A 24,971-nucleotide genomic window follows, 5' to 3' on the forward strand; every position below is an offset into this window, starting at 1 on the left:
CGTGCCAGATTAGTCGGTGATGCCGACCTCATCGATGGATGCGGCGTTCTGGGCGATGCGCTGATAGTCCTCGACAGTGAGGTCTTCGCCGCGCGCCGTGGGGGCGACGCCCGCCGCGATCAGCACCTCCGATGCCGCTGCCGAGCTGCCGAAGATGCCCGACAGAGCCTGACGGAGCATCTTCCGACGCTGGTTGAACGCGGCATCGACGATCCGGAAGGTGCGGCGACGCTCGTCCTCGCTCCCCCGTTCGCCCTCTGAGCGGTCGAATCCGACCAGCAGGCTGTCGACGTTCGGCACCGGCCAGAAGACCTGACGCGACACGGTGCCCGAGAGCTTCCACTCCCCGTACCAGGCCGCCTTCACGCTCGGCGAGCCGTAGATCTTCGATCCGGGCTTCGCGGCGAGCCGCTCGGCGACCTCGGCCTGCACCATCACCACGCCGCGCTGCAGATAGTCGAAGTTCTCGAGGAAGTGCAGCAGCACCGGGACCGAGACGTTGTACGGGAGGTTCGCGACCAGCACGGTCGGCTCTCCGGGCAGCTCCGTGATGCGCAGCGCGTCGGCATCGACCACCGTGAGCATCTCGGGGGCGACACCGTGCTCGACGGCGGTCTGCGCGAGGCGTGCGGCCAGGCGGTGATCGATCTCGACGGCGGTGACCGCCGCGCCGGCTTCCAGGATCGCGAGCGTGAGCGATCCGAGCCCCGGTCCGACCTCGACGACGCGCTCCCCCGGCTGCACGCGGGCGGCATGCACGATCTTGCGCACGGTGTTCGCGTCGACCACGAAGTTCTGGCCCAGCTTCTTCGTGGGGGTGACGTCGAGCTCGGCGGCGAGGCGGCGGATCTCGGTGGCGCCGAGCAGGGTGACGGTCATCCCCCCATTCTCGCCTATCCGCGGGAGCCTCCCCGCGCACGCCTTCTGCGGCTTCCACGTCACGAAATGCACCGTCACGCGTCGTGGTAGGTGAGCAGAGCGATAGATCCGGACGTCCCTGCGACCCCGTTCCCGAAAGGACACGCCGTGCACCCCGAGAAGACGACGCGAGACGCGGCCATCGATCGCCCTCGGGGGCTGGTGCGACCCACCACCGTCCGAAGCGCCGCGTGGGCGCTTCCCGTGATCGCCGCCGCCCTCGCACCTCCGCAAAGCGGTCATCTCGGCACCCGCGGCGTGCTGACGCAGGAACCCTGAGCGCGCGGCGGCCGGAGGCTCTCCGGTGACGGTGGCCGCCTCTACTGTGGACGGATGCCTTCCATCGGAGAACTCCTCGCGCCTCGCCGCATGGGGAGGGACTTCCGCTGGCTGCTGGCCTCGTCATGGACGAGCAACGTCGGCGACGGCGTCGCGCTGGCCGCCGCCCCGCTGCTGATCGCATCGATGACCTCTTCTCCGCTGCTGGTGGCCTCCGGAGCGATCCTGCAGTTCCTGCCGTGGCTCGTGTTCGGTCTGCACGCCGGCGCCATCGCCGACCGGTTCGACCGGCGGCGTCTGGTGATGCTCGCGAATGCGGCGCGCGCGGTGGTGCTGCTCGCGCTGTGCGTGTTCCTCGTCACCGGCACGGCGAACATCGGGATCGTGCTCGCCGTGGCGTTCCTGTACGGCACCGCCGAGGTGTTCGTCGACACAGCGGGGAGCACGCTGCTGCCGATGCTCGTGGAACCCGCCGACCTCGGCATCGGCAATGCCCGCCTGCAGGCCGGGTACCTCGTCGCGAACCAATTCGCCGGCCCTCCGCTGGGCGCATTCCTGTTCGCCGCCGGCACCGCCTGGCCCTTCCTGCTCGAGGTCGTGTGCGTGAGCCTGGCCGTGTTGCTGATCTCCCGCATGGCGAGAACGCCGGTGCCGGAGCGGCCTTCGCCCGGCACGGAGACCCAGGCGGTCACGCACCCGAAGGTGCATACCGACATCGCCGAGGGGCTGCGCTGGCTGTGGCGCAACCCGCCGGTGCGCATGCTGGTGCTCATCATCCTGCTCTTCAACGTGACGTGGGCAGCCCCCTGGGGCGTGCTCGTGCTGTATGCGACCGAGCATCTGCACACGGGCGCGGTCGGCTACGGCGCGCTCACCACTGCCTCCGCCGTGGGCGGACTGCTGGCCACGCTGAGCTTCGGCTGGTTGGAGAGACACGTCTCCTTCGCGACCCTCATGCGGGTGGTGCTGTCGCTGGAGGTGCTGATGCACCTGGCCTTCGCTCTCACGACCGTGGGGTGGGTGGCGCTCGTGATCATGTTCGCCTTCGGCGCCTATGCCTTCGTCTGGGGCACGATCTCGACCACGGTCCGCCAGCGACTGGTACCGCCGGCGCTGCAGGGGCGCGTCGCATCGGTGAACATGGTCGGGGTGTTCGCCGGCATGGTGATCGGTCAGGCTCTGGGCGGCGTGATCGCCGAGGTATGGGGTCTCACCGGTCCGTGGTGGTTCGCCTTCGTCGGCGCGGCGCTCACACTGCTGTTCGTCTGGAAGCCGATCTCGCAGATCGTCAGCGCGGCACCGGTCAGCGAACCGATGCGAGTCGACACGATGCCAGACGAGACGAGGCCCGCTGAAGATCAGTCGTCGAAGGAGCCGTAGACCCGCAGGGTGTTCGCGGCGAGCTGCGCAGAGAGCTCGTCGACCTCGATCCCCAGCTCGGCAGCCATGAATCGCACCGTGATCGGCACGAGATAGGGCGCGTTCGGCCGCCCCCGCAGCGGAACAGGGGTGAGGAACGGCGCGTCGGTCTCGACCAGGATGCGATCGAGCGGCGTGACCTGCAGGGCATCGCGCAGGTTCTGCGCGTTCTTGAAGGTCACGTTGCCCGCGAACGAGAGGTGGTATCCGGCCTCCGCGCAGACCCTCGCCATGTCGTCATCTCCGGAGAAGCAGTGGAACACGGTCCGCTCCGGCGCGCCGACACGCGTCAGGGTCTCCAAGACCGCCTCGTGCGCATCGCGGTCGTGGATCTGCATCGCGATGCCGTGCTTCTTCGCCAACGCGATGTGCGCCTCGAACGATTCGAACTGCGGCGCACGCCGGTCCGGCTCCGTGCGGAAGAAGTCGAGCCCGGTCTCGCCGATCGCCCTGGTGCGCGGATGCGCGGCGAGCTCATCGATCACGGCGATGGCCTCGTCGAGTCGCCCGGCCTCGGCATACGTCGGCGCGTCGTTCGGATGGATCGCCACCGCGGCGAGCACGCGGGAGTCGGATGCTGCCGCCTCCACTGCCCACCGCGACGACTCGATGTCTCCGGACGCCTGGATGACGCCCGCGATGCCCACCGCGGCGGCACGGTCGAGCTGCTCGGTCAGCGACAGCGGCTCGTCTCCGTCGAGGATCTCCAGGTGCGCATGGTTGTCGTAGACCGGTACGCGCAGCGGCTCAGGAGCCACCGGGTAGCGCAGATCCTTGCGCCCGTCGCCAGAGCGCTCACGCACGTAGGTGTCGGACATGGCTCAGGAGGAGGACTCCACCCGCGGGAACAGCGGAGCGATCCCGTTGACGCTGGTACCAGGACGCAGACCGCCCCAGGCTCCGGCCTCGCGGATCGGCTGGTCCATCAGGCGTCCGAGGCTCGCGGCGGCGCCGAGGGCGTGCCACAGCTTCTCGGTGGCCTCCGGCATCACCGGCGACAGCAGTACGGCGAGCGCGCGCAGTCCCTCCGCGCACGTGTAGAGCACGGTACCGAGGCGCGCGCGTTTGTCCTCGTCGCGGGCGAGAGCCCACGGCTCGTTCTCGGTGATGTAGCCGTTGAGCGCGTCGACGATCTTCCAGATCGCGGCGATGGCCTCATCGATGCGGAACTGCTCGATGGCGGCATCCGCGTTCGCCGCCGCATCCGCGACGATCTTCTGGATCGCGAGGTCCTGCTCGGTGTACTCGGACGCCGGGGGCACGATCCCCTCGAAGTACTTCTCGATCATCGCGGTGGTGCGGGAGGCGAGGTTGCCGAAGCCGTTGGCGAGCTCCGCCTGGTAGCGCGCCGACAGGTCCTCCCAGGAGAAGGAACCGTCCTGCCCGAAGGCGATCGCGGAGAGGAAGTAGAAGCGGTACGCGTCGGAGCCGAAGACGTCGGTGATCTCGGTGGGCGCGATACCGGTGAGCTTGGACTTCGACATCTTCTCGCCACCGACCAGCAGCCAGCCGTGCGCGAAGACGCCCTTGGGCACATCGAGGCCTGCGGCCATCAGCAGTGCCGGCCAGATGACGGCGTGGAAGCGCAGGATGTCCTTGCCCACCACGTGGTAGGCGGGCCACCGGCGCGCGAAGGTCTCTTCGTCGGAGCCGTAGCCGACCGCCGTGGCGTAGTTGAGGAGCGCGTCGACCCACACGTAGATGACGTGCGACTCGTCCCACGGCAGCGGGATGCCCCAGTCGAAGGTGGAGCGAGAGATGGAGAGATCCTTGAGCCCCTGGCTCACGAACGAGACGACCTCGTTGCGCGCCGAATCGGGGCGCACGAAGTCCGGCTGGGTCTTGTAGAGCTCGAGCAGGCGGTCCTGGAACTCGCTGAGCTTGAAGAAGTAGTTCTTCTCCTGCAGCAGCTCGAGGGGCTTGGAGTGGATCGCGCACACCTTGAGTCCCTCGAAGGGTCCCGTGCCGTCGACGATCTCGGACTCGGGCTTGAACTCCTCGCAACCCACACAATAGAGCGCCTCGTACTCGCCCGCGTAGATGTAGCCGCGGTCGTAGAGCCGCTGGAAGAACGTCTGCACGTTCGTCTCGTGGCGCTCCTGCGTGGTGCGGATGAAGTCGTCGTTGGCGACGTCGAGCGTCTCCAGCTGCGGGAACCAGCTCTCGGTGACGAGCTTGTCGACCCATTCCTGAGGCGTGACGCCGTTCGCCGCCGCGGCCCGCAGCATCTTCTGGCCATGCTCGTCGGTACCCGTGAGCATCCAGGTGTCATCGCCCGCCTGGCGGTGCCACCGTGCGAGGGTGTCGACCGCCACGGTCGTGTACCCGTGGCCGATGTGCGGCACATCGGAGGGGTAGTAGATGGGCGTGGTGATGTAGAACGATTCGCCTGCGGGCATGGGGACAATTCTAGGTGGGACGGAGAGTCCGGTTACGCCGCCCGGACGGGGGTCGGTGGGCCGCCAGCTCAGTTCGCTCGGTCTGCGTCAGAATCTCCTCGGCCGCCGCGTGCCCGATGACGCCGGCGAGGGTGATGCCGGGATGGGCCACTGCCACGTACAGGCCGGGCACCCCGGCAGAGCCGACTCCGGGCTTTCCATCCGCCATCATCGGTCGCCATCCGATCTCCGCACTCACCAAGGTCGCGTCATCGGCGCCCGTGAACGACTCGGTGAACACGCGGAGCGCCTCCTCGCCGACCTCCCACAGATCTTCACTCGAGATCTGCTGGTCGTAGTCGAGAGGCATGAGGACCGTGCCGTCGACATCCTGGCGGGCTTCGAACAGATCGTTGGCCACGATGCCGCGGACGAGACCGGAAGACGTGCGGAGGCGCACCATGATGGCGGGGCTCGAGAGCATCGACAGGTCGACTCCGGCGGTCGCGCAGAGGGCCGTCGAACCGACGCCGGCTGCGACGACCACGGTGGAGGCCGCCAGATCCTCCCCGCCGAGCTGGACCCCCTCGACCACACCGTCACGGGAGGTCACCAGTCGCGTCACGGGAGTGCCGAACCGCACCGACGCCCCGTGTGCGCGTGCGGCACCGATCAGACTCTCGGTCGCGCGAACGGGATCGACCCATCCATCATCTGGGCGGAACTCTGCGGCGGTCGGCGGCTCGACCAGGCGCGGTTCGAGCGTGGCCGCGTCAGCGTCTCGGGGCGCGAGACTGCCGAATTCGTCACCCCAGACAAGTGCGCCTGACCAGTGCACCTCGAGCCCTGGAACCTCGCGCGCGAGCCGCTCCCAATGACGGAGCCCGAGTGCTCGCAACTCGCCTGCGGGGCTGGAATCACCCGGCGAACGCCCGATCCAGCCGAAAGAGTGCCTCGTCGCACCGGAGCCAGGCAGACCAGCATCGACCAGGGTGACATCCGCGCCGCGAACGGCAAGATGATAGGCGACGGATGCGCCGACGATTCCGGCGCCGATCACGATCACCGGGTACGTCGACATACGCCTCATCCTAAGCGCGAGGTCTGTCGCGGCACCGGTCGAGGCGGGTGCGCTCAGGCCACGGTGACGTCGACGCGGTGCCACCCCTGTGCGCCGTCTGGCACGACATCCGCCGGCTCCGACGTCTGCGTCTCACCGTCCGAGCTGAGCGCACGGCACTCGATGGTGTGCGCGCCGCTCTCGGCCACCCAGTCCAGTCGCCACTGCACCCAGGTGTCGTCCGAGATGGCGGTGGCCAGCTCCGCGCGGCGCCAGGGGCCCTCGTCGATCCGCACCTCGACGCCGTCGACACCCACGTGCTGCTGCCACGCCATGCCGGCGATCACCGCGGCGCCGGCGTCGATCCGCTGCCCCCGGCGCGGCACGTCGATGCGCGACTGCAGCTTGACCGGGCCGCGCTCCGACCATCCACGGTCCGTCCAGTACGCCGAAGCGCGGTCGAAGCGTGTGACCTCCAGCTGTGTCACCCACTTCGTCGCCGACACGTAGCCGTAGAGACCGGGCACCACCATGCGCACCGGGAACCCGTGCTCGATCGGCAGCGGATCGCCGTTCATGCCGATCGCGAGCAGGGCGTCGCGGGCGTCGGTCAGCGCTTCGAGCGGGGTGGATGCCGTGAAACCGTCCGAGGAGGTCGACAGCACCATGTCGGCGTCCGGGTCGACGCCCGCCCGGGCCAGCAGCTCGCGCACCGGGTACCCCAGCCATCGGGCGTTGCCGATCAGCGACCCGCCCACCTCGTTCGACACGCAGGCGAGCGTGACGTAGGACTCCTGCATCGGCAGCGCCACCAGCTCGTCCCACGAGATCTCGATCTCGCGCTCGACCATCCCGTGGATGCGCAGCGACCAGTCGGCCGGGTCGATCCGCGGCACGATCAGCGCGGTGTCGATGCGGTAGAACTCCGCGTTGGGAGTGACGACGGGGGCGAGCCCCGGCACGCCGAGGTCGGCTCCTGCCGCCACCGCCGGTGCGGGACTGGCAGGCGCCGGAAGCCGCAGCAGCGTGCGAACAGACTCGATCGAGCGGGTCGCACCGCGTGCGGCATTGCCGATGATGAGCGCCGCGACGCCGGTGGCAGCGACGCCGACGCTCCAGAGCAGGAACCTGCGCCGCTCCTCGCCGTCGAGGCGGAGCCCCGGTACCGGATGCAGCCTGCGCATGAGCAGTCGCAGTGCGACGACCGCGACGACCGCCGCGACGAGGCCCGGTAGCCAGGCGAACGGTCCCGCCCCCGGCCGGAGCATCGCGGTCACCAGCGCCAGCACGCCGAGGCCGCCGAGGATCACCGAGCCGACGCCGGATCGCCAGGACTCGAGGATGCCGGCGGTCGCCGCGACGGCGACCAGCACCACCGCGATCCCCGTGAGGAGGGCCGCCTTGTCGCCCGTGCCGAACAACGCGATAGCCGTGTCCTTGGCCCAGCTCGGTGCGAGGTCGATCAGCCCGCTCCCGATCACGGCGAACGGGCTGGCGCTCGGTTCGACCACGGCGGCGACGAGTTCTGCCAGTCCGACCGCGACGGCGGCCGCGCTCAACCCGGCGGCCGCCGACCGGAGCCGGTCACCGCGCGTCGTGCGGATCGCATGCGTCATCATCCGAGGGTAACCCCGGCGCGCGGTCCTGGACCGCGTTCGCGCCCGTCCCATCGCAGCTGCCCGCTCGGGCCTGCGCGCTTCGCTCGGCCTTATGCGCTTCCCTCGGCCGAATCGCGGAGATTCGGCCGAGGGAAGCGCATATCCCCGCGGGAAGTGCGAGCGGAGCAGCCGAGTCAGAGGCCGTTGCGCCGCGCGACCTCACCGAGCCAGGCGAGTGACGGCTTCGGCGAGCGCGCGAACGTCTCGCGATCGAAGCCGATCAGGCCGAACGTGGGGGCGAATCCGCTCGCCCACTCGTAATTGTCCAGGGCGCTCCAGTGCTGGTACGCGCGCACCTCGATGCCGTCCGAGATCGCGCGGTGCAGTCCCTCCAGCGCTCCCTGCGTATAGGCGATGCGGCGGGTGTCGTCGGCGGTGGCGATGCCGTTCTCGGTGACCAGCACCGGCACCCCTCCGCTGCGCTCCCAGGCGCTGCGGACGCCGAGCTCGAGAGCCTCCGGATAGAACTCCCATCCGGTGAGGGTCGTCTCCACGTCGGGGCTGACCGGAAGAGGACCCTCGGGCCCGATGAAGGTGCGCGTGTATGCCTGCACGCCGACGAAGTCGTCGCCGGCCGACTGCTCCAGGTACCAGTGGTCGCGAGGGTCGCCGTATTTCGCGAGCATCTCGTCGGCACCGGGCTCGCCCGTGGAGTGGAACGCCTGCGTGGCGATGGTCCATCCGGCCTGTGCGCCGGAGACGCTGTGCACGATCTCCGAGGCCCGGTGATGGGCGTCCAGCAACGTGTCGGCGACGGCGAGGTCCGGATTCGGAAGGCCGAAGGCGACGAGGTTCGCCGCATCCTCTCCCCCGGCGAGCATGGCCGCGATGTTCGGCTCGTTGATGGTGCACACGTAGCGCACGCCGTCGAGGATCGGCAGAACCGTCTCGACGTAGCGCGCGAACAGGTCCACTGCGTCATCCGCCCGCCAGAATCCGTCCTTCTGGAACCACTGCGGCACCGTGAAGTGCATGAGGGTGACTGTGGGGTCCAGGCCGTTCTCGCGCGCGGTGTCGATCATGCGGCGGTAGTGGTCGAGCATGGCGCGCGAGACGAACCCGCGCTCGGGCTCGATGCGCGCCCATTCCACCGAGAACCGGTAGGAGTTGAGTCCCGCGTCCGCGAGCAGACGCATGTCCTCCGGGTAGCGGTGGAAGTGATCGGCGGCGTCACCGGATGGCTCCACCATGGGCGAGCCGGGCGCATGCTCCATCGCCCACCAGTTGCTGGTGGTGTTGTTCCCCTCCACCTGGTGGGCTGCGGTCGCGGCGCCCCAGAGGAAGCCTTCAGGGAATGAGAGCACGGAGGCTCCTTTCTATCGGTGGGATGTGAGATCAGCGTGCGGCGCGTGCCGGGTTCGGCACCGCGTCGAGCAACTCGACCGTGTATGGATCCTGCGGATGCTGCAGGACCTCGGAGGTCTCACCGCGCTCGACCACTCGCCCGCTGTTGAGCACGAGGATGTTCTCGGTCACGAGCCGAGCGCTGAGCAGATCGTGCGTGATGTAGAGCATGCTGATCCCCCAGCGCTCGCGCAGATCCTCGAGCAGGGCGAGCACTCCGGCGCGCAGCGACACGTCGAGCATCGACACCGGCTCGTCGGCGATGAGCACCTGCGGATCGCTCGCGAGGGCCCTGGCGATCACGACCCGCTGACGCTGCCCGCCAGACAGCTGATGCGGGAGCTTCGCCGCGAACTGCTCGACCGGGGTGAGCCCCACGGTCTCGAGCAGCTCCAGGACGCGGGCCCTGGCCTCCTGCCCGCGCAGCGGGGTGTAGTTGCGCACCGGTCGGGAGAGCGCGTACTCGACGGTGTGCAGCGGGTTCAGCGCCGCATACGGATCCTGGAACACCATCTGCACGTCCTTGCGCAGATCGCGCAGACCGCCGCGCCGCAACGTGGCCACATCGACGTCGCCGAACTTCACGGTGCCGGCGGTGGGCTTCTCGACACCGGTGATCAGCTTCGCGATGGTCGATTTGCCCGAGCCGGATGCGCCGACCAGCGCGAGCGCCTCGCCGGGCTCCAGGCGGAACGACACGTCGTCGACCGCGACCACGGCCTCCTGGCCGCGGCGCGGCGCCGGGTAGCGCTTCGACACACCCTCCACGACGATCGCGGCGTCCGCGCGGCGCAGGTCGCGCTGCGAGACGGTCGGCAGCGTCTCGGTGAGGTCCGTGCGCACCCGCCCTTCGCGTCGGCGGGTGCCGAGGTCGACGAATCCGGGGATCGAGATGGTCTCCGCGCGCGGGTCCGCGTAGTGGCTGAGCAGCATCCGCGTGTACTCGTCCTGCGGATCGCGCAGGATGTCCGCGCTGCGGGCGTCCTCCACGATGCGTCCCTCGTGCATGACCATCACCCGGTCGGTCGCCTCCAGCACGATGCCGAGGTCGTGGCTGATGAGGATCGCGGTGAACTGCTCGGCCTTCTGCAGGTCGCGGATCGTATCCATGACCGCGTGCTGCACGAGCACGTCGAGCGCGGTGGTCGGTTCGTCGAACACCATGAGCTGCGGTTCGAGCGACAGCGCGAGCGCGATCGATGCGCGCTGCCGCATGCCGCCGGAGAGCTCGCCGGGGTACCGCGAGAGCACCTCGGGATCGAGGCCGACCTTGCCGATCAGTTCGCGGGCTCGCGCATCGCGGGCGTCACGGGGCACATGGCCGTGCGCGGCGAAGATGTCCCGGAAGTGCGCGCCGACCGTGCGCACCGGGTTGAGGGCGTTCATGCCGGACTGCAGCACCATCGCGAAACCGCCCTGACGCTGGCGACGCAGTTCCTCGGCATCCAGCTCGCGGATGTCGCGTCCGCCGAACAGGATGCGCCCGCCACTGATCCGCGCCGGGGGCTTCTGCAGCCGTGTGAGTGCGAAGCCGAGCGTGGACTTGCCCGATCCGGACTCGCCGACCAGGCCGACGAACTCTCCGCGGCGGAGCGTGAAGGACACGTCCTCCACCGCGGTCACGGGAACGGCGCCGGGTGAGGCGTACTCGACCGACAGGGAATCGACCTCCAGCAGCACGTCATCCGCAGTCATGGCACTCATCGGCCCTTCCCCTCTCGCAGGCGCGGATTGGAGATCCCATCCACGCCGAAGTTGATCAGTGTCAGGCTCAAGGCCAGCAGTGCGATGCACAGACCGGGGGCGAACAGCAGCAGCCACTGCCCGGTGAGCAGGGAGTTGGAGTTCTGCGCCCAGTAGAGCATGGTGCCCCAGCTGACGATGCTGGAGTCGCCGAGGCCGAGGAACTCGAGCCCCGCCTCGGCCAGGATCGCCGCCGTCGCAGCGCCGAACAGCGTGCCGGCGATGATCGAGGTCATGTTCGGCAGGATCTCGCGGAACACGATGCGCGCTGCGCTGTCCCCGGAGAACTGTGCCGATGCGACGAAGTCGTTGCCACGGAGCGACTGCGTCTGGCTGCGCAGCACGCGCGCGCCCCACGCCCATCCGGTCACGACGATCACCGCGATGATCATCAGGATGCCGCCGTTCTGCAGGTACGCCGCGATCACGATCATGAGCGGCAGACCGGGGATCACCAGGAAGAGGTTGACCACGAAGCCGACCACCTCGCCGGCGAAGCCGCGCATGTAGCCCCAGCTGAGTCCGATGAGCACCGCGACGATCGTGGAGAGGATGCCGGCGGCGAAACCGACCAGCAGGCTGATCTGCGCCCCGTAGATGAGCTGGCTCAGCACGTCCTCCCCCGCGGCCGTGGTTCCCAACCAGTGGGCGGCCGAGGCGTCGGCGTTGCGCTCGAAGCCGTTGTCCTTCGCCCCGTATGGAGCGATCACCGGGGCGAACACCGCCACGAGCACGAAGAAGCCCAGCAGGCACAGCCCGAGTCGGGCCTTGCCGTTGCCCCACAGGGTTCCGATCATGCGCCCGAAGGCGCGCCACGGGCTCGGGGAGGCGATGCGGTCGGCAGGAAGCTTGACGTTCATGGTGGAAGTCATCGGCGGGTCCTTGGGTCCAGTACGCCGTACAGGATGTCGACGAGGAAGTTGGCGATGAGCACGCTCACGGTGATCATCAGGAAGAGCGCCTGCATGAGCGGGTAGTCCTGCCCGATCACGGCGTTGAACAGCAGGTATCCGATGCCGGGATAGCCGAACACCTGCTCCACGAGGATCGATCCGCCCACCACACCGCCGAGCGTGAGCCCGAAGCCGGTGAGGTTGGGGAGGATCGCGTTCCGCGCGGCGTAGCGCAGGGCGATCGTGCGGCCGCGCAGACCGTTCGCCTCGGCGAAGGTCACGTAGTCCTGTCCGAGGGTGTTGATCATCGCGTTGCGCATGCCGATGATCCAGCCGCCCAACGAGGTGAGCAGGATCGTCAGCGCCGGGAGCACCGCGTGTATCGCCAGGTCGGAGATGAACTCCCACGTGAAGCCGGGTGTCGTCGTGGCCGAGTAGGCCCCGGTCGTGGGGAACCAATGCAGCACGTAGCCCAGGAAGAACAGCAGCAGCAGTGCGGTCCAGAAGTACGGGAAGGTGCTGAGGAAGGAACCGGTCAGCGTGGGCAGGCTGTCGAGCCAGGTCCCTCGCCGCCAGGCGGCTGCCACGCCGATCAGTGTGCCGATCACGAAGGCGAGGATCGTGACGATCCCGACCAGACCGATCGTGTACGGCAGCGCGGTGGAGACCATGCTCGCGACCGACTGCGGGTAGAAGGTGTACGAGACCCCGAAGTCCAACCGAGCGACCTGCCCGAGGTAGGTGACGTACTGATCCCAGATCGAGCCGGTCGGCACGCCGAGCTGCGCCTCGATCGCCGCGCGCGTGGCGTCGGAGACCGGACCGTTCTGCGAGAGCTTCGCGATCGCGGCATCCGCCGGAGAGCCGGGCATGAGCCGCGGGAGGAAGAAGTTCAAGGTGATCGCTGCCCACAGGGTGAGCACGAACAGGCCGAACTTCTGGAGGAGGTACTTCACTTGTCGTCTCCGTTCACTCGCGTGAGCTTCGTGAAGATCATCAGCGGCGCCGAGTCGTAGTTCTGCGGGATCATGTACGGATCGTCCGCGGTGGGCCACCCGGTGAACTTGGCGTCGTTGAACAGACCCCAGATCCCGCCGTAGTACAGCCCGATGACCGGGAGTTCGTCGTAGACGATGCCCTGCAGCTCCTTCACGATCTCGGCCTGACGGGCGGTGTCGACGGTCTCGCGGTACTCGGCCAGCAGCGCGTCGACCTTCTCCGACCTGTAGCGCTCGAAGTTGTTGGCGGTGGGCTCTCCCGACGGCACGTAGAACTCGCTGGAGAGGAGGTTGTTGTACGCCTGGTACACGTCACCGTTGCCCATGCCGCCGATGGCCATCTCAAAGTCGCCGTTGCTGATCGCGCTCTGGTAGCCCGCGGGCTGCGGGAGCTTGAGCGTGACCTTCACTCCGACCTCGGCGAGTTGGCTGCGGACGGTCTGCGCGGCCCTGGTCCAGTCGGTGAAGCCGTTGGCGGTGGTGAGCGCGAACTCGAGCTGCTCGCCGTCGGCGTCCACGAGGCGGTCGCCGTCGAGCGTGTAGCCCGCTTCGGCGAAGGCCGCGAGTGCGGCATCCTCGTCCTGAGTGATCATGCCCTGGTCGGGGATACTTGGGTCGAGATACTGCTCCTGGTTGGGGAGGATGAGGCCGGTCTGACCGGCCGGCTTCATGTACCCCTCGGAGGCGGTCTCGGCGATCTCCTCGCGGTCGAGGGAAAGCGCGATGCCGCGGCGCACGTTCACGTCGTCGAAGGGTGCGACCTCGAGGTTCGGCATCAGGGCGATCACGCCGCCCGGCGGGAACCACCAGGCGTTGTGCTCGCTCGCCGCTCCCCAGGTCCCCTCGACGTCGGAGATGAACGCATAGGCCCAGTCGTAGCCGCGGCTGACGGTGTCGAGCTGCGAGTTGGTGGCCGGCAGGATGATGTGCTCGATCTCGATCGAGTCCGCCTGCCAGTAGTCGGGGTTCTTATCCATCGAGTACTGCTGGTCGTTGTAGTTGCCCAGCACGAAGGGTCCGGTGCCGACGGGGTTCTCGTTGCGGTAGGTGCTCGGATCCTTCACATCGGCCCAGAGGTGCTCCGGCACGATCATGGTCAGTCCGAGGATCGACAGCGACGGGGCGTCTTCGCTCTGCAGGTGCAGGATGACGTCGTTCCCGTCGGTCTCGACGCTCTCCAGGTGCTGCCACGCGCCCTTGATGTCGAGCGAGGGGTTGTCCTTGAGCAGCTGGAACGTGAACGCCACGTCATCGGGGGTGAGGTCTTCGCCGTCGCTCCACTGCACGTCGTCGCGGATCGTCATCACGATCGTCCGGGCGTCCGGCTGGGACCACTCGGTCGCCAGCCACGGGTTGAGCGTGCCGTCGAGCGGGTTGACCAGGATCAGCGGTTCGTAGATCCACCGCGAGGCCGTGCGCGTGTTCGTCAGGTACGGGTTGAAGTTCTTCGTGAAGAACGGATTGCCCTTGTCGGCGTTGATGAGCATCGTGTCGGCGCCGATCGAGGGATCGGGCTGCGATGTGATCTGGATGCTGCATCCGCTGAGCACGACGGCCGCGGCCGCCAGACCTACGATCGCGGCTCTGCGCCAACGCCGGAGCGTGTGCTTCTTCGACACCCTGCCACCTCATGTCGTCTCTGTCATGAAGGACGTCACGTGGTCGGAACGCCCTGCGGACCCTGCCGCATGAGCGAGTGTAAGCGCATACATTTCTGCACTGCAACCCCTTGACAATGCACCGGACGGCGCGATTCCCTTGCCCTCACTGGCCTGGGAACGGTGCCATACGACCTCTAATCCGGTCTCCGCGAACTCTCTCTGAGGAGGATCTGCAGCGGCAGATGCACCACGAGCGGCTCGGCATCCGGACGCTCGAGCCGACGGGCGAGCACCTGCACGGCCGCGCGCCCGAGATCGATCATCGGCTGGCGGATCGTGGTCAACGGCGGCTGCGAGAGGGTGGCAGCCTCGATGCCGTCGAAGCCCGTCACCACCACGTCCTCCGGAACCCGCAGACCCGCTGCGCGGAACACCTCGAGCGCGCCGAGAGCCATCTGGTCGTTCGCCGCGACGAGTGCGGACGGTGTGGCCTGGGCGAGGATCTGCTCCGCCGCGCGGCGACCCGAGGCGCGGGTGAAGTCCCCCCTGGCCACGATCACATCGTCGAGCGATCGTCCGGCCTCCGCCACCGCTGCGGCGAACCCATCCCAGCGCTGCGCGCCGTCGGGAGAGTCCTCGGGACCGGCCAGGAAGGCGAGCGCGCCGTCTCGGGCCTGGGCGAGGACGTGGCGGGTCAGCTCGGCCATCGCCTCGGCGTTGCTGACCGTCACGTGGTCGTAGTGGTCGCCGCGGGGCGGGCCGGAGAGCACCACGACGGGGATGCGACGCGAGAGCCCGGCGAGCTCCTCCTCGGGCACGCTCTGCGCCAACACCATCAGTCCGTCGACCTTGCCGGCCATGCCGCGCACCGTCGCGCGGGAGGGATCGTCTCGTCCGACGCCGATCATCAGCACGAAGCCCTGCTTCCAGGCCTCCAGCTCCGCGCCGCGCAGCACCTCGTCGAGGAACAGCAGGGTGTGATGCTCCTCCCCCGGTTCGGCGGCATCATGCACGACCGTGAACGGTTGAGCTGCGGCAGCCCCAGGGCTCAGCACGTCGAGCGAGGGAGCCTCCTCTGCGGCGTCGAAGCCCGGGAAGTACAGGCCGAGCACGCCCGTCCGCCGCTCTGCGAGCCCGCGCGCACTGCCGCTGGGTACGTAGCCCAGCGCCGTGACGGCATCGAGGACCCGCTCCCGCGTGGCCGGACGCACGGCATCCGGCGAGCGCAGCACGCGCGACACGGTCGCGATGGACACACCCGCATGGTCGGCGACGTCGTACACCGTGGCTGTCTTCGGCATGCTTGCGCCCTCCCTCCCGTGTCGCCCCAGGCTACCCGTGGACTCAGCTAGTGGCGCGCCGGCAACAAGTCGGCGAGCTCACTCGCGGCGATCAAGAAAGAATTGCGTCGTCTCCAACCCGTGAACGTCTCAATCAGACCGACTCGCGTCGATACCACACTTGCGAACGCCCATCACGGCGCATCCAACCCGCGGGGGAGGGAAGCGCAGCAGTGCGTCCATATCCGGCGACTACCGTCACTGAGCGAGCGGAGCTCTTTCCACACAGCTCAGCGATCGCGGTGGCTGGCGACCACCCCCCGATCTCCTCATCTCGGATAGAAATCTTCAGATGTGTCAAGTCTCGAAGCCCCAAAATCCACTCCAGCGTGCTCGGAAGAATTTCTGAGCTAATTTCAAGCGACACAACAGATTCCCCACCAGAAATCGAAAGCGCCTGCCCAAACGTCGCTAGCGATACACGCTCGATCGCGGACGGAAGTACCAGCTTCCGCAATTCACCAAAGTACATGTGAAGATCACGGAGCGAGTCCGATGATGAAATACCCTCAATATCTCGAAGCGCGGGAGCATATGTGATCGCCAAGTCCTTCACTTTAAGAGATCCACTAACGCTCCTGAGCTCCTTGGCGGAGAAGAAGCGGACCACATCACTCGCGCCGTCACCAAGATGAAATTCAGAGAGCATGGCGCCAGAGATATCGAGATAGGACAACTTAACACTTCTGTGAAGCGCTGATATGTCCGCCAAATTTGCGCATCCAGATGTTGACAAAAAGCGAAGCGACCGGAATCGCTCCACACCATCGAGAGTCAGAAGAGATGAATTTCGAACTGAAATTGATCTCATCCCATCGTGGAATGGCAAAGAGTTGAAAGAAGCAATATCTTCTAGACCGGATACGTCCACGCCGTAGACTATTTCGGGCAATTTTGGCACGTCTTCAAGACGCTTAAAACGGCGCGGGAAGGCAGCGTACACACGAGTGGCGTTTGCCAGGACCGGGATCAACGAAATTTGGTCGGGGTCACTAAGTGTAATGTAACCATGCTCAAGAGGCGAGTGGGCGAGAATACGCCGAGCATACTCATCCGTATCGAATGCAGACCAGGCGCGAATAAGCTGGCGAGTGACAGTCACGCGCCGATCTGTTCGATAGTTTTCTAGCGAACGCAGAGCATTTTGGCCTCCGACCAGGCTCAAAGCCCGCACGCTGGCCGCAGCAGTCGAGGCCCGTTCATTCGAATATTTCCCAAGAAGAGGAGCAGCCAATTCACCCGCCGAGGCAACCGAATTCGCTTCAGTCATATTCTTCGGCGGAAGCACCTCACGCAACGCGACTTGAAGTTCATCACGAAGCTCACGCGGAAGTTGCGAGGACGTTTCCATGCACGCAATCGCCAGCAAGAAGAATCTATGTCGTTCATCAGGGGACTCTTCTCCTCTATATAGCAGGCCGCGTATCAACTGTTCGCGTTGTTCCGAATTCGAGTGGCCCGCCGCAAGTATTACGACTTCACGCCAATGATCGTCATGAGCTTGCAGCACAAGCTTATTGATGGAGTTTTCATCCACAAAGGCAGAGGCCGCCAAGTACTCGAGGAATGTCCGATGAACGAAATCAACCCTCCCTGCGATTGGTTCGCGCAACACGCCGCTTCGCTCCAACATAAAGTTCGATACCTCATGAGCGCCACTCTTGACACGATGCAATCGACCAACAGCTCGCTCGATGGCTTCATCAAACTCTTCTCGGGTGGCGTCTGCCGCACCGTTCTCGTGCATCCAAGCGGCAAAATAGCGCAATAGAATCTGGCGCTCAGTGAAATCAATCTCCACTTGAGACGGCTGCACTCTTCGATCGCTGTCTCTCTTGTGAATTAGCATTTCGAGTGCGGTCCGATACACGTCCATCCTGTTATTTGGAAGCGAGGACGCATTCTGAAGATGAAGGGCACAGATGAGCGCACATAGAAGAGGTGACGTGCTCAGCGCTCTGATAGGCGGCCGGTCCCGCACAATACCGAGGAGAGATCGCTCCGCATCGATAATATCCTGCTGTCGGTCAGGGTCGGTTACTTGACGCGCAGCTTCGTGCCAGTGGCTGATAAATGCCCTTATGTCCCCCGACTCCATTGGTAGCAGTTCAGCTTGACGAAAAGACTCTTCGTTGTTCCATTCTTTGGTAACTGCGGTGGTACGGGATGTAACCAAATATTTGTTTGATGGAAATTCGCGGATCAGTTCCAACACCCAGCTCCTCGTGTCCTCCCGCTCGACTTGGGGTATCTCATCCAAACCGTCGATCAGAACAGTGGCGTTGCCGGAGGCAAGAACGCGATGTGCCCATCCTGATGGCATCGCCTCTGCCAAGTTCGGGGCGACCTGCTCAACGAACTTCCCCGGCGTCGGCAAGGCGACACCAACGAAGCGCCGAAGCGGCACTATGAATGGAACGCGATTCTGCCAGTCTTGCGGAGCTGCTGTGCTTGTCTGGCCCGATACGGACGAGAGCGCAATCCACTGGATCAGCGTCGTCTTGCCGCTGCCGGCGCCCCCCGTAAGCAGCAGACGGTCTGTATCTGCGAGCAGCGTCTCGACCCGGAGCATATCTGTCGACTCGGCGCTGGGCCGCATCGACTTTGACTTATTATTTTGCGCTTTCGGCGTTGGCCTCGACGATGCTTCTCCGGGAAGGTCGGGGTCACCAGCACCGCGCTGATAGGGAGAAGCCGTCCGTCCTTCATCGACAGCCATCGAGATGTACGCGACCGACAACGGATAGGGGCGTCGAACTTCGTCGGCTGATGCCCCAAAGAGCTGTAGCTGTCCAGCGAATTCTCTAACGGAGTTTCGGTACTTATTCTCGAATCGCTGATCCTCCGAACCCGCACCCCACTCCCGCGGAACGGTCGACGCCGGCATCCCCTCGAGAATCTCCTGAGCCATTTCCGCAAGCCTAGAATGCCGACCCAGAATCTCCTGAGCTTCGTGAGTCGCGAATCCCGGCAATTGAACTGCGATGCTCGTGATGTAGCTCGCGCACTCCGAGATCAAGGTGTCGTAAACCCCTGCTCCGGCCTCGCTCAGCGCTGCGCCACGCAGGACTTCGGCCTCGTCCGTGCGAATAAACTTGGCAAGCCGTGCTGAATCGAGATCGACGCTGAGCATGTGACGCAGATCGAGTAACCCCGCCTTTTCTAGGATTTCCTGCGCCGCAAGCGCGGCCGCCTCAAGTTCATTCGCCTCGATACCTGCAACCTCGGCAGATAGGAAGGGACCTAACCGATCCGCGATCTGATCAGCCATTCGATCAGCTTGGCGACGAAGTTCACGCTTTGCAAGTTGTCCCTGAACACTGTTGCCAAGAATTCCGACAAGGTCGCTACCCAATGATTCCACTTCGGATCCACGAGTCCAAATTCGAAGGGTGAACTTAGCGGCCGCGATTCCCAGCGCTACACAGACAGCTTCCACTCGGTCTCTATCCAATCATCCGCAATTCAGCTGACACAACTTCCCGGAGGCGCCCATAGAGCTAAACGCTTCGCACTATTTCTAGCACCCCGAGTTACTGCGACTCTATAGGCGAGCGATCTCTAGCGCCGCCATGCGTCCAAGCTCGACAGGTCGCACTTGAGGCGTGGGCGGACGCCAGCGTTCGGCTTCACTCCTTTTGAGCGAGGACGCTCCTACCGGGGGCTCGCGGTCACTTCCCGCGGGCGGCGAGCGCGGCTTGGTAGAGGTCGCGCGAGGAGAGCCCGGAGAGTGCGGCGACCTCGGAGGCCGCCTCCTTCAGGCGGATGCCGTCGGCCACGAGCTTCTGCACCTGCGCGAGGGCATCCTCCGGGGAGGCGTCACGGTGCGGGGCACCCTCGACGACCACCACGATCTCGCCCTTCACGCCGTCCTTCGCCCAGGCGACGAGCTCGGATGCCGTGCCCCGGCGCACCTCCTCGTAGAACTTCGTCAGCTCTCGGCACACCGCGATCCGGCGCTCGTCGCCGAAGGCACCACCCATGTCGGCGAGCGAGGAGGCGAGACGGGCCGGTGACTCGAAGAACACCATGGTGCGCGGCTCGGAGGCCAGGGCACGAAGGGTCGAGCGACGCTCCCCCGGTTTGCGCGGAAGGAAGCCCTCGAATGTGAACCGATCCGTCGGGAGTCCTGAGATCGCGAGAGCCATCAGCACCGCGCTCGGGCCGGGGATCGCGGTCACGGTCACACCCTGCGCGACCGCCTCGGCGACCAGGCCGTAGCCGGGATCGCTGACCGTCGGCATGCCGGCGTCGCTCATCACCACCACGTCGGTCTCGACCGCGAGCGCCGCGAGCTCTGCCGCCTTCTGCTTCTCGTTGTGGTCGTGCAGCGCGATCAGCCGCGGCCGGTTGGCGATCTGCAGCGCCTGCAGGAGGCGTCCGGTGGTGCGGGTGTCTTCGGCGACCACGACCTCCGCGTTCTCGAGGACCTCGATCAGGCGACGTGAGGCGTCGCCGAGGTTTCCGATCGGGGTGGCAGCGAGGATGATCACCCGCTCAGCATAGGCGCGTTGTCTAGGCTGGACCGGTGACCGCGCCTGTGCCCCTGCTGCCTGCTCCCGAGGAGCGGCTGACACGATACGGGCAGCTGCGTGACCGCATCCTGCTCGATCCGGACTGGCGCCGCTCTGTGCGCTGGCTCGCCCCCCTGGTCGTCACCGCGATCGCCGCCGTCCTGCGTCTGATCAACATCGGCCACCCGCACCAGCTCGCGTTCGACGAGACCTACTACGTCAAGGACGCCTGGTCGCTGTGGACCCTCGGCTACGAGGGAACCTGGGGCGAGGGGGCGAACGACGCCTTCGTGACCCTGCAGCAGCTGCCGCTCTCGGAGCAGGGCTCGTTCATCGCGCATCCGCCACTGGGCAAGTGGCTGATCGCCCTGGGCATGGCGATCGGCGGGCCGGACAACAGCGCCGGCTGGCGCCTGGCGACCGCGCTGCTCGGCACGGCCTCCGTACTGCTCGTGTACCTGATCGCGCGGACGCTGAGCGGATCGATCGTGGTCGCCACGGTCGCCGGCACCCTGATCGCCCTCGACGGCCTGAGCATCGTGCTGAGTCGGATCGCCCTGCTCGACGGCATCCTGACGTTCTTCGTGCTGCTGGGCGTGCTGTTCGTCCTGCTCGACCGGCGACGGACGATCCCGCTTCTGGAGCGCAGGGCCCCCGAGGCCCCCGACCCGTTCTGGGGCCCGATCCTGTGGCGTCGTCCGTGGCTGATCGCCGCAGGACTCGCGCTCGGGGCGGCCTGCGCCGTGAAGTGGTCGGGCTTGTACGTGCTCGCCGCCTTCGGTCTCTACGTCGTGGTGACGGATGCCCTCGCCCGCCGCCGCGCCGGAGTGATCCTCTGGCCCACGGATGCCGCGTTCCGCCAGGGTCCGGTGTCGTTCCTGCTGCTCGTGTTCCCCGCGCTCGCGGTGTATCTGATCAGCTGGACCGGGTGGTTCGTGACCGCGGGAGGCTACGACCGACAGAGCGACGCGAACCCGCTCGTCGCACTGTGGAAGTACCACCAGTCGATGCTCGGGTTCCACGTCGGGCTGAACCGCGGGCACCCCTACGCGAGCCCCGCATGGGAGTGGCCGTTCTTGCTGCGCCCGACCGCGGTGTGGGTCGGCACGGATCCGGCGCTCTGCGGCGTCGACCACTGCATGGCGGTGATCTCCGCGGTGCCGAACCCGCTCATCTGGTATGCCGGCGTCGCCGCGGCCGTGTTCCTGCTGTTCCTCCTGGTGCGCGGCTGGGTGCGCCGTCAGCCGGTCGGACCGGAGATCAGCGTGCCTCTGGTGGGCCTCGCCGCCACGTACATCCCCTGGTTGCTGTTCCCCGAGCGCACGATCTTCCAGTTCTACACCGTGGTCATGGTGCCGTTCCTGGTGATCGCACTCGCGATGACGCTGCGGATCATCGCCGGGCGCCGAGAGGATGCGCTGCACCGGCGCCAGTCCGGCGAGCGCACCGTGCTCATCTTCCTCGTGTTCGTCGTGCTGGTCTCGGCGTTCTTCTACCCGCTGTGGGCCGGCATCAGCGTGCCCTACGACTTCTGGCGCCTGCACAACTGGCTGCCCGGCTGGGTCTGAGCCGCATCCTGAGCCGCGTCAGCGCGTGACGGGCTCGTCTCCGGCGACGTGCTCGACCAGAGGCAGCACCCGTCCGGAGAGATGCGTGCGCATCGCGATCGACGACGCCGTCCTTGCCACGCCCGGAACGAGGGCCACCCGGTCGAGCACCTCCTGCAGCTGCGTGGCGTCGCGGGCTACCAGCCGCAGCTGCATATCGCTGGCACCGGTGACCGTGTGCATGTCGACGATCTCCGGCACCGCGTCGGCGAGCGCGGTCGCGACATCGTCATGCCCGACCTTCTGATCGATCTCGACCAGGCAGAACGCGACGACACCGTATCCGAAGCCGCTCGGATCGATGCGTGGCACGATCGCCTCGATCACTCCCCCCTCGTGCAGGCGGGCGAGGCGGCTCGTGGCCGTGCCGCGGGCGATCCCCAGCCGCCGGGCGCACTCCAGCAGCGGCAGCTGGGGCGACTCGGTGAGCAGGCGGATGAGCTCGGCGTCGAGGCGATCGATACGCATGCCCCTACTCCTTGGCCACTCCGGCGCGCGCCATGCCCCGGGTGAGGCGGGCGACGACCAGCAGCGCCGCCGTGAGACCGAGCGTCAGCAGCAGTTGGATGCGGGCGGCCTGATCGATCATCGCCAGCGCGATGACGCCGGCGAGCAGCGCCAGGCACACCCACGACAGCCAGGGGAAGCCCCACATGCGCATCGGCATGTCGACACCGTCGCGGTCGGCACGTCGGCGCAGGATGATCTGCGCGAGCGCCGTCGCCGTCCAGATCACCAGCAACGTGGATCCGACCACGTTCAGCAGCGCGGGCAGCACCACATCGGGGAACGCCCAGTTCAGCCCCACCGTCACGAACCCGAATGCCACCGACGAGAGCACGGCCACGAACGGCACGCCCTTGATGCTCGTGCGGGTGATGTTCTGCGGGGCCAGACCCCGCTCGCCGAGCGAGAACGCCATGCGCGAGGCACCGTAGATGTTCGCGTTCATGGCCGACAGCAGCGCGACCACGACGATGAGCGACATGACGAGGTCGACGCCCGGTACATGCAGCGTGGCGAGCACGGCCGAGAACGGTCCGTCGAGCACGGCGGGCGAGTTCCAGGGCAGCACCGCGACGATCACGAAGATCGAACCGATGTAGAAGATCAGGATGCGCACGAGCACCTCGCGCACGATACGGCGGATGTTGCGCGCCGGGTCGTCGGACTCGGCGGCGGCGATCGCGACGACCTCGGTGCCTCCGAAGGCGAAGACCACGATGAGCAGCGCGGCGGCGATGCCGGTCATACCGTTCGGGGCGAATCCGCCGTTGTCGAAGAGGTTGCTGATGCCGGTCGCGGGCACTCCGGGGATCAGACCCACGATCGCGCACACGCCCACCACGAGGAACGCGATGATCGCGGCGACCTTGATGGCGGCGAACCAGAACTCGAAACGGCCGTAGTTGCTCACACCGAACAGGTTGACCGCGGTGAGGGCGACCACGAAGATCAGCACCCACACCCACGCGGGGATGCCTGGCACCCAGCCGGCGACGATGCCCGCTGCCCCCGTGGCCTCGGCCGCGATCACCACGACCAGCTGGATCCAGTACAGCCAGCCGACCGCGCTGCCCGCGCTGCGCCCCATCGCCTTCTGCGCGTAGGAGCTGAACGCACCGGAGCTCGGCCGCGCTGCCACCATCTCGGCCAGCATCGCCATCACCAGGATCACGATGCCCCCGGCGACCAGGTACGAGATCAGCACGGCGGGGCCGGCGAGACCGATCGCCTGTCCCGAACCGACGAACAATCCGGCGCCGATGGCACCGCCCAGGCCCATCATCGAGATCTGCCGGCGCGTGAGCCCCGGGTGCAGTCCCTTGGTCGTCGTCGTGGTGACGGGCACTTCGGTCATACGGTCGCCTCCTTGCGAGCGGAAAGGTCGGAGTTCGAGACGGATGCCGCCAGGGCGGCCTCCACCCGGTCGATGTCCTCGGCGGATCCGGAGGAGATGCGCACGCCTTCGCCCGCGAACGCTCGCGTGATGACGCCGCCCTCGCGCAGGAGCGTCTCGAGCTCCTCGGTGCGCTCCCCCGCGGGCACCCAGACGAAGTTCGCCTGCGAAGCGACCGCGGGCCAACCGGCAGCGAGGAGGAGTGCGTGCAGCCGGTCGCGCTCACGGACGACCTCGTCGATGCGGAGGGAGAGCTCGTCCTCGGCATCCAATGACGCGCTCGCCGCGATCTGGGCGAGGTCGGTCACACCGAACGGGACGGCGACCTTGCGCTGGTTCTCGGCGATCTCCGCCGGCGCGATGGCATAGCCGATGCGCAGGCCCGCCAGGCCGTAGGCCTTGGAGAACGTGTGCAGCACGGCCACGTGCGGGTGGCGGCGGAAGAGTTCGATCCCCGCACCGCTGGTCTCGGCATCGAAGTACGTGGTGCGATCGAAGTGCACATAGGCCTCGTCGATCACGACCAGCACGTCGTGCGGGACCGCCGCCACGAAGCTCTCCAGCTCGTCGGCGCCGACCACGGTGCCGGTCGGGTTGTTGGGGTTGCAGACGAAGATCAGCCGCGTGCGCGGTGTGATCGCGGCGAGCATGGCGTCGAGGTCGTGCACGTACTCCGGCGTCAGCGGCACGGCCACAGGAGTGGCGCCGGCGATCCGCACGAGCGACGGATAGGCCTCGAAGGACCGCCAGGCGAACATGACCTCGTCGCCGTCTCCGGCGACCGCATGGATCAGCTGGGCGGCGAGCTCCACGGATCCGGCGCCGACCGTGACCAGGCTCGGGTCGACGTCGTACCGCTCTGCGAGGCGGGCGCGCAGGGCCGCGGCACTCATGTCGGGGTACCGGTGGATCGATCCGAGTCGGTCGTGCACGGCATCGATCACCGAGGGAAGCGGCGGATGCGGGGACTCGTTCGACGAGAGCTTGGAGGCACCGGCGGGGGCCGAACGGCCCTGCCGGTAGGCGGGCACGGCATCGAGTCCGGCGCGGGTGGGGAGGGGCATCGGCAGAGCATCCTTGCTGTGATCCGGTGGCGGCGCAGGCGGCGCCTCTGTCGCGCAACAGTAGACCGGATGCGACGGCTGAGCAATCGGTGCAGCGAAAGGTGCGCATCGCGCGCAGTCGGAGGCGGTCAGCGTGCTCGCCGCTGTGCAGACTGTTCAGTCCACACGCGCCGTCGTCTCGGAGGTAGGCGATCACCGCGGCGTAGGCGTATCCGCACGAAATCGACCTACGCTGCAGCCTCCTCCTACCTCCGC

General features: G+C 66.9%; 18 protein-coding genes. 2 read left to right on the forward strand and 16 right to left on the reverse strand.

Annotation, left to right across the window (positions count from 1 at the left end; translation table 11 throughout):
- Positions 1-9: 9 nt before the first annotated feature.
- A complete protein-coding gene (gene rsmA / locus MRBLWO12_RS09310) occupies positions 10-879 on the reverse strand; it encodes a 16S rRNA (adenine(1518)-N(6)/adenine(1519)-N(6))-dimethyltransferase RsmA (protein WP_363554788.1) in 870 nt (289 codons plus the stop codon).
- A 372-nt stretch (positions 880-1,251) separates the two neighbouring features.
- Between rsmA and MRBLWO12_RS09315 the strand changes: the two genes are divergently transcribed.
- Positions 1,252-2,577, forward strand: a complete 1,326-nt coding sequence (locus MRBLWO12_RS09315) for an MFS transporter (RefSeq protein ID WP_363554790.1) — start codon at positions 1,252-1,254, stop codon at positions 2,575-2,577.
- Here MRBLWO12_RS09315 and MRBLWO12_RS09320 read toward each other — a convergent pair.
- From MRBLWO12_RS09320 to rsmI, 12 genes are all read right to left on the reverse strand, one after another.
- A complete protein-coding gene (locus tag MRBLWO12_RS09320) occupies positions 2,556-3,434 on the reverse strand; it encodes a TatD family hydrolase (protein WP_363554792.1) in 879 nt (292 codons plus the stop codon). The two genes, MRBLWO12_RS09315 and MRBLWO12_RS09320, sit on opposite strands and share 22 nt — an antisense overlap.
- A gap of 3 nt (positions 3,435-3,437) precedes the next feature.
- Entirely contained in the window at positions 3,438-5,015 is a 1,578-nt protein-coding gene (gene metG, locus MRBLWO12_RS09325; protein ID WP_363554794.1) for a methionine--tRNA ligase, read from the reverse strand.
- Between the two features lie 10 nt (positions 5,016-5,025).
- A complete protein-coding gene (locus tag MRBLWO12_RS09330; protein WP_363554796.1) occupies positions 5,026-6,075 on the reverse strand; it encodes an NAD(P)/FAD-dependent oxidoreductase in 1,050 nt (349 codons plus the stop codon).
- A gap of 53 nt (positions 6,076-6,128) precedes the next feature.
- On the reverse strand, positions 6,129-7,673 hold the full coding sequence (locus tag MRBLWO12_RS09335) for a molybdopterin-dependent oxidoreductase (protein ID WP_414685465.1): 1,545 nt from the start codon (positions 7,671-7,673) through the stop codon (positions 6,129-6,131).
- Between the two features lie 173 nt (positions 7,674-7,846).
- On the reverse strand, positions 7,847-9,016 hold the full coding sequence (locus tag MRBLWO12_RS09340; protein ID WP_363554800.1) for a glycoside hydrolase family 1 protein: 1,170 nt from the start codon (positions 9,014-9,016) through the stop codon (positions 7,847-7,849).
- 31 nt (positions 9,017-9,047) lie between these two features.
- Complete coding sequence (locus MRBLWO12_RS09345) at positions 9,048-10,751, reverse strand: ABC transporter ATP-binding protein (protein WP_414685514.1); 1,704 nt, start codon at positions 10,749-10,751, stop codon at positions 9,048-9,050.
- A 5-nt stretch (positions 10,752-10,756) separates the two neighbouring features.
- On the reverse strand, positions 10,757-11,671 hold the full coding sequence (locus MRBLWO12_RS09350) for an ABC transporter permease (RefSeq protein WP_363554804.1): 915 nt from the start codon (positions 11,669-11,671) through the stop codon (positions 10,757-10,759).
- The gene (locus MRBLWO12_RS09355; protein ID WP_363554806.1) at positions 11,668-12,648 is read right to left on the reverse strand and encodes an ABC transporter permease; all 981 of its coding nucleotides are present in this window, start codon (positions 12,646-12,648) and stop codon (positions 11,668-11,670) included. Before MRBLWO12_RS09355 ends, MRBLWO12_RS09350 begins: the two co-directional genes overlap by 4 nt.
- Positions 12,645-14,309 (reverse strand): ABC transporter substrate-binding protein, encoded by a 1,665-nt coding sequence (locus tag MRBLWO12_RS09360; protein WP_363554808.1) that lies wholly within the window; start codon positions 14,307-14,309, stop codon positions 12,645-12,647. Before MRBLWO12_RS09360 ends, MRBLWO12_RS09355 begins: the two co-directional genes overlap by 4 nt.
- A 176-nt stretch (positions 14,310-14,485) precedes the next feature.
- Positions 14,486-15,592 carry a LacI family DNA-binding transcriptional regulator gene (locus MRBLWO12_RS09365; RefSeq protein ID WP_363554810.1) on the reverse strand — a complete coding sequence of 369 codons (1,107 nt, stop codon included), beginning with the start codon at positions 15,590-15,592 and terminating at the stop codon, positions 14,486-14,488.
- 133 nt (positions 15,593-15,725) lie between these two features.
- On the reverse strand, positions 15,726-19,070 hold the full coding sequence (locus tag MRBLWO12_RS09370; protein WP_414685466.1) for an NACHT domain-containing protein: 3,345 nt from the start codon (positions 19,068-19,070) through the stop codon (positions 15,726-15,728).
- A 232-nt stretch (positions 19,071-19,302) separates the two neighbouring features.
- Positions 19,303-20,124: a 16S rRNA (cytidine(1402)-2'-O)-methyltransferase gene (rsmI, locus tag MRBLWO12_RS09375; protein WP_363554814.1), complete on the reverse strand. Its 822-nt coding sequence runs from the start codon at positions 20,122-20,124 to the stop codon at positions 19,303-19,305.
- Positions 20,125-20,159: 35 nt separating this feature from the next.
- Between rsmI and MRBLWO12_RS09380 the strand changes: the two genes are divergently transcribed.
- Positions 20,160-21,713: a dolichyl-phosphate-mannose--protein mannosyltransferase gene (locus MRBLWO12_RS09380; RefSeq protein ID WP_363554816.1), complete on the forward strand. Its 1,554-nt coding sequence runs from the start codon at positions 20,160-20,162 to the stop codon at positions 21,711-21,713.
- Between the two features lie 18 nt (positions 21,714-21,731).
- Here MRBLWO12_RS09380 and MRBLWO12_RS09385 read toward each other — a convergent pair whose 3' ends face one another.
- From MRBLWO12_RS09385 to hisC, 3 genes are read right to left on the reverse strand one after another with little or no spacing between them, the layout of a single operon-like run.
- Positions 21,732-22,220, reverse strand: a complete 489-nt coding sequence (locus tag MRBLWO12_RS09385) for an Lrp/AsnC family transcriptional regulator (RefSeq protein WP_363554818.1) — start codon at positions 22,218-22,220, stop codon at positions 21,732-21,734.
- Positions 22,221-22,224: 4 nt separating this feature from the next.
- Entirely contained in the window at positions 22,225-23,613 is a 1,389-nt protein-coding gene (locus tag MRBLWO12_RS09390; protein ID WP_363554820.1) for an amino acid permease, read from the reverse strand.
- A complete protein-coding gene (gene hisC / locus MRBLWO12_RS09395) occupies positions 23,610-24,716 on the reverse strand; it encodes a histidinol-phosphate transaminase (protein WP_363554822.1) in 1,107 nt (368 codons plus the stop codon). Before hisC ends, MRBLWO12_RS09390 begins: the two co-directional genes overlap by 4 nt.
- Positions 24,717-24,971 lie beyond the last annotated feature (255 nt).

Source organism: Microbacterium sp. LWO12-1.2 (assembly GCF_040675875.1).
Classification (GTDB): Bacteria; Actinomycetota; Actinomycetes; order Actinomycetales; family Microbacteriaceae; genus Microbacterium.

Coding starts and splice junctions, on each gene's coding strand:
- MRBLWO12_RS09365 (WP_363554810.1), bottom strand. CDS start 15,592: ATGCCGAAGACAGCCACGGTGTACGACGTCGCCGACCATGCGGGTGTG.
- hisC (WP_363554822.1), bottom strand. CDS start 24,716: ATGCCCCTCCCCACCCGCGCCGGACTCGATGCCGTGCCCGCCTACCGG.
- MRBLWO12_RS09350 (WP_363554804.1), bottom strand. CDS start 11,671: ATGACTTCCACCATGAACGTCAAGCTTCCTGCCGACCGCATCGCCTCC.
- MRBLWO12_RS09320 (WP_363554792.1), bottom strand. CDS start 3,434: ATGTCCGACACCTACGTGCGTGAGCGCTCTGGCGACGGGCGCAAGGAT.
- MRBLWO12_RS09385 (WP_363554818.1), bottom strand. CDS start 22,220: ATGCGTATCGATCGCCTCGACGCCGAGCTCATCCGCCTGCTCACCGAG.
- rsmA (WP_363554788.1), bottom strand. CDS start 879: ATGACCGTCACCCTGCTCGGCGCCACCGAGATCCGCCGCCTCGCCGCC.
- metG (WP_363554794.1), bottom strand. CDS start 5,015: ATGCCCGCAGGCGAATCGTTCTACATCACCACGCCCATCTACTACCCC.
- MRBLWO12_RS09390 (WP_363554820.1), bottom strand. CDS start 23,613: ATGACCGAAGTGCCCGTCACCACGACGACGACCAAGGGACTGCACCCG.
- MRBLWO12_RS09345 (WP_414685514.1), bottom strand. CDS start 10,751: ATGACTGCGGATGACGTGCTGCTGGAGGTCGATTCCCTGTCGGTCGAG.
- MRBLWO12_RS09330 (WP_363554796.1), bottom strand. CDS start 6,075: ATGTCGACGTACCCGGTGATCGTGATCGGCGCCGGAATCGTCGGCGCA.
- MRBLWO12_RS09315 (WP_363554790.1), top strand. CDS start 1,252: ATGCCTTCCATCGGAGAACTCCTCGCGCCTCGCCGCATGGGGAGGGAC.
- MRBLWO12_RS09335 (WP_414685465.1), bottom strand. CDS start 7,673: ATGATGACGCATGCGATCCGCACGACGCGCGGTGACCGGCTCCGGTCG.